Annotated in this window: 4 protein-coding genes and 1 pseudogene; all 5 read left to right on the top strand. The window is 65.8% G+C overall.

Features of this window, described 5'->3' with window-relative positions:
• Positions 1-522, top strand: a 522-nt coding sequence (locus QZ269_RS10945) for a DUF2398 family protein (RefSeq protein WP_291426744.1), incomplete at its 5' end; no start/stop codon positions are given.
• A gap of 130 nt (positions 523-652) precedes the next feature.
• Complete coding sequence (locus QZ269_RS10940; protein ID WP_291426743.1) at positions 653-4,633, top strand: SbcC/MukB-like Walker B domain-containing protein; 3,981 nt, start codon at positions 653-655, stop codon at positions 4,631-4,633.
• Complete coding sequence (locus QZ269_RS10935; protein ID WP_291426742.1) at positions 4,634-5,431, top strand: SEC-C metal-binding domain-containing protein; 798 nt, start codon at positions 4,634-4,636, stop codon at positions 5,429-5,431.
• The gene (locus tag QZ269_RS10930) at positions 5,428-6,555 is read left to right on the top strand and encodes a DUF2399 domain-containing protein (protein WP_291426741.1); all 1,128 of its coding nucleotides are present in this window, start codon (positions 5,428-5,430) and stop codon (positions 6,553-6,555) included. The genes QZ269_RS10935 and QZ269_RS10930 overlap by 4 nt, the downstream gene beginning before the upstream one ends.
• 53 nt (positions 6,556-6,608) lie before the next feature.
• Positions 6,609-8,054: pseudogene (locus QZ269_RS10925) on the top strand (glycine dehydrogenase (aminomethyl-transferring)); the annotation flags it as partial.

Here is an 8,054-nt window from a genome sequence, read left to right as displayed (position 1 = left end):
ACCCGCGCACACGATCCCGAAGCCTTCAATTATCTGCAAGCCCCCGAACTCGACGAGCTGACGCGCACGCTGGGCTGGACTCTGGACATTCACGCCGAGTACGCCGCTCTAGGGCGTGAGGGTATGACCAGTGGCCTGGGTATACGCTGGCTACCGGGGCGCAGCGTGTTCAGCGCCGCCGCGCTGCTGCTGCTGAACGCCGTGCGCCGCGAAGTAGAGGCCCGCACGCTGACCCCCGACCCCGCCGGGCGGCTGACCCTCTCGCGTACCCGGCTTTATACGCTGCTGGATACCGTTCGCGCCGACTACCGCGCCCGCTGGGGCGAAACTGGCAAGAAGCACAGCACCGAGAAGCTGCTCGACGAGGTGCTGGAGCTGTGGCGGCAATGGGGTGGTATCGCCAGTCAGGACGAATCCACGCTGACGCTGGAGCCTCATCTGGCGCGGTTTTTTGCTGCCTACGAAGATGAGGGCGCGGCGCAGGTGGTCAGGCGGGGCGGGCGGCGACGCAAGGGGGAATGAGGTTGGACAGTTACCTGGGTCTGGCAAAAGCGCCCAAACCCACTCCACTTCCGCCCAGAACTCCTTACCAGCGTGGTCGTTCTACCTTGTGTCATAGGCCCTTGCCCCAGCGCCGCGCTATTATCCGGGTATGACGCTTTTTTCCGTTGAGGACGTGCAATCTGTCCTTGCGCGGCCCATTAGCTGCCTCACGCCCTCGCGCCTGATTCTGGTCAATTACTGGCTGTATCCCATTCAGATTTTTCATTTCGTGCAGGGGCGGCTCTTCTTGACCGGGCATAACGGCTCCGGCAAGTCCACGGCACTCACGGCGGCGATCACCATGCTGCTGGACGGCGATTCCAGCCCGGCCCGCCTTGACCCCTTCGGCGGTACGCGGCGGCAGTTGCGCTACTACCTGCTGGGCGGCCCCGACGCCGGGTTTCAAGAACGCGGGCGGCGCTCGTATCTGGCGCTGGAATTTCGCACGCCAGAGGGCGAGTATCAGACGATTGGCCTGGGCCTGAGCGCCACGGAGGGCAGCGCCAACATCGGCAAATGGGGGTTTTGGCTGGATGGGCGAGTGATGATCGGGGGCGGCCTGGATCTGGTCGAGGATGGCCAGCCGCTAACCGAGCGGGCGCTGCGCGAAAAAGTCACGCGCTGGGAGGGCACCAACGGGAGCAGTGGTGGCGAATTCGCTTCTGGGCAGGGCGAATATGCCAATGTGGTGCGGCGGCGGATTTACGGCGCGTCCGAGCGCGATTTTCAGGACACGCTGGACTTGCTGCTGACCATTCGCGGTAGCAAACTGGGGCGCGAGGTGCGGCCCGCCCAGATTGCCGAGCTGCTGCGGCGTTCGCTGCCGCCGGTGTCAGCGGGGGTGACGGCCAAACTCGCCGAGGGCATCGAACGCCTCGACCGCCACGCCCAGCGCCTGCAACTGCTGGACACCCAGACCGAGGCGGCCCGCAGCGTGGCGCAGGCCAACTTCACGGCCGCGCTGACCAGAGCGCGGTTTGAAGCTGGACGCCGGGCCGCCGCGCAGGGCCGATTTGACGCTGCCCAGAGCGAACTTTTGGCGACCCAAAGCGAGGAAACCACGCTGGGCCAAACGCTGGCCGGGTTGCAGGCCCAGGAGCAGGAGCGCAGCCGCGTGGCCCAGACGCTGCGGGTAGAGCTGGATACGGTAGAAGCTCAGATTGGTGGTCAGGAAAATATTCTGGGCCAGAAAGAACGTGAGCTGAATAATGTGCGGAACACGCTGGAGCAGAACCGCGCCCGCATCCGCACCGAGAAAGCCCGTGAGGAACGCACCGGGGCACGCCGCGCCGAAGTCTACGCCGCCCGCGAGGCCGATGCCCAGGCCCTCAACGCCGCGCAAAACGCCCTGAACGCCCGCAACTGGTGGCAGGACGAAAGCAGTCTGGAGGCCCGCGCCGCCGCCCTGGATAGGGCCGAGGCCGCCCTGAAGGTCTACGAACGCGACACCGAACGCCTCACCGAGCGTCAGACCGCCGCCGCCCATGCTGGCGAACGCGCCGAGGCCGCCCGCCTGAGCCTAGAGGAAAAAACTGCCGCGTTAGAAACCGTGCTGACCGACACTGCCGCCGAACTGCTGGCCCGCGCCGGGGCGCTGGATGTTCCAGAAGACGCCCTGAGCGCCTACCGCCTGACTCTGGAAACGGCGGTGGAACCCGGCGAGGCGTGGCCCGCGCTGGCCGAACTTGCGGCGCTCAGATTGACCGAGTTGCGCGGTACCCAGGCCGAGGCCCGTGACCGCGTGCGCGACCTGCAAGCCGAGCAGGCTGACCTGCAAGCCCGCACCGACGCGTTGCACGCTCAGGCCGGGGCCATACCGCCGCTGCCCGCCGCCCGCGCCCTGGCCCTGGCTGCACTAGCGCGCGCCGGAATCGCGGCGCGGCCCTTTTATACGCTAGTTAAACCGCGTGGCAGCGCACCAGAAATGGGGGCGGCAGAGTTGGGCGGCATTGAAGGCGGCCTGCTGGCGTCCGGGCTGCTGACCGCGCTGGTGGTGCCGGAAGCTCAGCAGGCTCAGGCGCTGGGGATTCTGGCCAAAGAGGGACTGTCCGACGCCCTCCTGGTGCCCGCCAAAAAAGTCAAAGGCAACCTCGCGGCGCTGCTGGAACCCGAAGACGATGCCCCCGCCGAGGTGGCCGCGTTGCTGGCGGGCATCTCCAGCGACCCTGCTTCCTCCAGCCCCGCCAGCTTTAATGCCAGCCACTGGCAAAACGGCCTGCTGACTGGCTCGGCTACCGACCAAGGCGTGCGCTACCTGGGGGCGGCGGCGCGCGAAACCGAGCGGCAACGGCAACTGGCGCTGTTCGCCGAGGGGATGGAAGTGGTGGCCGACAGTCTGGACACGGCGCAGGGCGTTCTGAGCGGGCTGAACGCGCAATTGGCGCAGCTGGACAGCGACGTGGCCTTTTTGCGTGACGCGCCCGAACTGTCCAGAGTGCGCCGCGCCGCCGCCCGTGAGCGCGACGAGGCCCGGCAGACCCTTTCTTTGCGTTCGGAGGCCCATGAGGCCGCGCTGGACGACCTGCGCGAAGCTCAGACGCGGGCCAAAGGAGCCGCCGACGCGCTGGCAACGGCTTTTGCGCCGCTTGACCTTCCCGACGCCGCCAGCCGAGCGAGCCTGAACGCCGCGCACAGCGACCACCGCGCCGCGCAGAGCGAGTGGAGACAGGTCGGCACGCTGCGCGAACGGCTGGCCCGCGCCGCGCAGGACATTGAGACCCTGACCGAGCAGCTGGCTGAACACGCCCAGGCCACCGCCGACCTGGAAGCCGAGCGCCACACCCAGGAGGCCGCCCGCGACGCCCTGGCCGCGCAGCTGGTGCGGCTGCGCTCCGAGCTGGACGCGCCCGACGCCGCCAAGCTCCGCGCCCGCCTGAACGAACTGCGCCAGAGTGACCGCGAACTGGAACGCGCCGGACGCGAGCTGGTGCGTGGGCTGACCGCAGCGCAGGAGCGGCTGCGCTTTGTGACCGAGCGCCTCCCCAGCCTGCTGACCGTTGCTGCCGACGCTCAGGCCGCCCTGGAGACGGCGGTCAGCACCTTACAAGCCGCCCGCGCTGCCCACCCGCGCCTCTCGGAAGAAGCCGCGCCCGACTTGTCTGTCAGCGCCAGTGAGAGCGACGTGAAAGCCGCCGAGTACGCCCTGCGCGACACTTTTGACCGCGCCCGCCCACAGCTGGAAGCGCCCGAAAGTTACCACCCGCACTTTGCCCCGGCTGGCCCGCGCTTTCACTTGCAGGGCGAACAGGCCACCCCTGACGCGCTGCTGGCGCACCTGGAAGTTGAGCTGGACGCCGCCCGCCAGCTGCTCACCGACGAGGAAGCGCAGGTGTTCCACAACGAACTGATTCGGGAACTGGTGGAGGAACTGGACAGCAAGCAGCGTCAGGCGCAGGCGTGGGTCAAGAATATCCGCCGCACGCTGGAAGACCTGCACTTTCACGACGAGCGCCTTGACCTGCAAAGCCGCGTGCAGGCCGCAGAAAACAGTGAGTCCGGTGCTCTGTCGGCACTGATTGATGCCCGGATAGACCCCGCCCATCAACCCGAAAGCTGGTGGCAGGCGGTGCGCGACGAGGTGCGTAGCATCGTTCACACCCTCCAGGCGCGGCCCAATCCCGAGCAGTCCTTCGCGCAGTCGCTGGAGCGCACGCTGGATTACCGCGAGTGGCTGCACTTTACCTTCCTGAGCGTCACGCCCAGCGGCAGGCGCGAAATCACCGACCGCACCTTTGCCCAGCGCAGCGGCGGCGAACGCAGCGCCGTGCTATACACCTTTTTGTTCGCGGCGCTGGCGGCCCGGTTTGACCAGCTGGGGCCGCGAACACCGCGCCTGATTGGGCTGGACGAAGCCTTCGCGGGCATGGATTTGGCGAATATCGGGGCGCTGTACCGCATCATGGACGAGCTGGCGCTGTCGTGGATTGCCACCAGCGAGCGCCGGATCGACCTCTCGCCGCAGCTGAGCGCCGCCGCAACCTACCAACTGATTCGGGTGGCGACGCCGCAGGGCAGCAGCGTGGGCAGCCTAGCGTATGTCTGGGACGGCAAAACGGCGCATGAGGGCCGTAAATTTGGAATGGAGGAATAGATGTTTTTACAGCGTGCAACCACAAATCAGCCACTGAAATTAGAGCCTGAACGCTCTAGCGAACTGGGCGAGAGTCTGCGGTCAATGGGCGTCACCCTATCGCTTCACGAACTGGACGGCTACGCCACCGGCCTGAAGGTCGCGCAGGGAGCCGTCTCGCCGGAAGCCGTCTTCGCTAGCCTTGTAAGTGCCAGCCCCGAAAAGGCCAGCCCCGAAAGTGACAGCCCCGGAAATGACAGCCCCGGAAGCAAGCCATCAGATTCACTGCTGGCGCATCTGAAGCAAGAAATCTCAGGCCAGTTCCACCCCTTTGAGCAGCCCGACGACTTTATCCGCTGGGTCAGGGGGCTGGCGAAAGCCCTGGGGAAGCGGCCCGCCGACCTGATGGCCCTGCTCAAGAGTTCGCGGCAGGAGGCGGCAACGGTGGCCCTTCACTGCATGGCCCTCAGCGACACGGTGGCCGAGGCCGATATGTTGGCCCTTACCATCGGCCCCAACCTGCGGCGTGACCTGGCCGCCGACCTGCGGCGCAGGAGCCTGTCGGAACTGGCGGCCATGCAGGCCGCGTTTGTCGCCGCGCTCCGGCAGGCTTACCGCGAGGGGTTACCCGAAACAGATGACACCGACGTTCTGAGACTCGGCGGCAGTGGGGCCTTGCAACAACTGATTATGAGCGTTCCCCAGACTGGCCGCCCGACTATCCGCCGCGAGGGCAAGAAAATCCTGCCCAATGCGCCCTGTCCGTGTGGCAGCGGCAAAAAGTACAAGAAGTGTTGCGGGGCAGTTCAGACCGCTTGAAAACGGCCCTCGCCGCTCTTGCCGCGCATGGCCTGCGCCCGGTGCTGGAAGCCGCGCTGGAACGCTATAAACGCACCGGTGAACTGGGCCGCAGCCGCCCCGCCCTGACCCCTGCCGACTGGGAAGCCCTGTCGCGCCTGACCGGGGGCAAGGCTGGCCCGCCGCTGGATTTGGCTGTGCTAGACGAGGCTTTGCGCCGCAGCAGCCACGGGGTCAGCCTGCCCGAACTCCTGACCGAACTGAACGGCGGCCCCATCCGCGTGCAGCGGCAGGAGCGCGAGGCTTTTGCTACCGCGTGGATTGCCGTGCTGGAACAGGTAAGTGACACGGGCTGGCGCGAGGTTTTGCGCGGAGGCGAGGGCGGCGCGAACCTGCTACAAAAGGCCATCAAAGGTGGGTCAGAAGTAGCCCTGACCGTGCAAACCGTCGCGGCAGCCCTGGCCCTGGCCCGCGCCGAAACGCTCAGCTTTCCCCTGCTGGCCGCCAGAGTCACCGGCAATGCTCACGCGCTAGACGATGACCAATTGGCAGGAAAAGTCTTTCGCGCCGCTGCCGATCGCCTGGGTGTTCCCCGACCGGAGCGCGACGGCGTAAGCAGCGTAGCCCTGTGCGCCAACCTGTGTGGCCCCGACTGGCTGACGGGCGCGGCGGGGCATACGCTGGCGCTGCCGCTGCGCGAGGTGCAACAATTGACGGGACTGTATGCGCCCACCAACCGCGTTTGGGTGCTGGAAAACCCCAGCGTCTTTGAGGCCCTGCACGCGGCCCACCCACAGGCTCCCCTGATCTGCACCAGCGGGCAACCCGGCGCGGCGACCACCGAACTGCTGCGGCGCTTGCCTCTGAGCACCACGGCCTTTTTAAGCTGCGACCTGGACGTGGGCGGGCTACGTATTGCCTCTTTTTTGCGGCGCAGTATTGCCCTCCACTGGCAACCGTGGCGTATGGACGCCCAGGCTTATGCGCTGGCCTGCACACGGGGAAAGGTGGCGCTGAATGGGGCGCTGGCGGGTTTCACTGACTTCCCCGAACTGCTTGCGGCCATGAAGGCGGGCGGCGTGGGCGCACATCAGGAAAACCTGCTGCCTGAACTGCTGGCCGATTTGGCCGAGTGTCCCGGATAACCAACCCCTACGTTTTGAGTTTGGCAGAACTGGCCCTACGCTGGGATTATTCTATGAAACCTCTTGCCGACCTTCTCCAGACCACCGATTTTACCCGCCGCCATATTGGGCCGAGCGAGGCGGAACAGGCTGAAATGCTCAAGGCCCTAGGCGTGTCCAGCCTGGAAGAACTGTCTAGAACTACCCTCCCAGACGCCATTCAGTTTAACGACGCCCTGACGACGGGCGACGCCGTGACCGAAGCGCAGGCATTGGCCGACCTGAAGGCCGTGGCCCAGAAAAACAAGGTGTTCCGCAGTTATATCGGCATGGGGTACTACGGCACGCACGTTCCTGGTGTAGTTTTGCGCAACATGCTGGAAAACCCTGGCTGGTACACCGCCTACACGCCTTATCAGGCCGAGATTTCGCAGGGCCGACTGGAAATGCTGCTTAATTTTCAGCAGACCGTGCAGGACATGACCGGAATGCCCATCAGCAACGCCAGCCTGCTGGACGAGGCCACCGCCGCTGCCGAAGCGATGACCCTGGCCAAGCGCAGCAGCAAGAGCAAGAGCAACGTGTTCTTTGTGGCCGACAACGTTCACCCGCAGACGCTGGACGTGGTGCAGACCCGCGCCCAGTACTTTGGCTTTGAGGTGCAGACGGGCCACGCGGACCATGTCCCGGCTGAGGCTTTCGGCGTGCTGGTGCAGTATCCCGGCACGCACGGCGAACTGCTGAACCTAAAGCCCATTGCCGACAAGGCCCACGCGGGCGGCGCGGCGCTGATTGTCGCCACCGACCTGCTGGCCTGCGCCCTGCTGACTCCTCCCGGCGAACAGGGAGCAGATATCGTTGTCGGCAGCGCCCAGCGTTTCGGCGTACCTGTCGGGTTTGGCGGGCCACACGCGGCGTTCCTGGCCTGCCAGAAGGGCTTCGAGCGCTCCATGCCTGGGCGCGTCATTGGCGTGAGCAAGGACGTAAGGGGCCGCACCGCCCTGCGCATGGCGATGCAAACCCGCGAGCAGCACATCCGCCGCGAGAAGGCCACCTCCAACATCTGCACCGCGCAGGCGCTGCTGGCAAATATGGCCGCCGCCTATGCCGTCTACCACGGGCCAGAAGGGATTAAGACCATTGCCGAAAGAGTGCATAGGCTGACGGGGATTCTGGCGAAGGCGCTGAATGACGCCGGACTCAAGACGAATGAAACCTTCTTCGACACGCTGACCTTTGACGGCGGGCAGGACATCCAGAGCCGTGCCGAAGCGAAGGGCATTAACTTCTGTGTGCAGGGCGACAAGGTCGGCATCAGCCTGGACGAAACCGTGACCGTGCAAGACCTCGCAGACATCACCGAAGTGGTGACGGGAAAAGCTGCCGACGTGCAAAAGCTGGACGCCGAAGCGGTGGACGGCGTCCCCGCCGACCTCAAGCGCACGTCCGACTTCCTGACGCACCCAGTGTTCAACACGCACCACAGCGAGCACGCCATGCTGCGTTACCTCAAGCAACTG

This window comes from Deinococcus sp. (genome assembly GCF_018260405.1).
Classification (GTDB): domain Bacteria; phylum Deinococcota; class Deinococci; order Deinococcales; family Deinococcaceae; genus Deinococcus.
The sequence above is the reverse complement of the archived record's forward strand: the minus strand, read 5'-3'. Positions and strand labels throughout refer to the sequence as shown.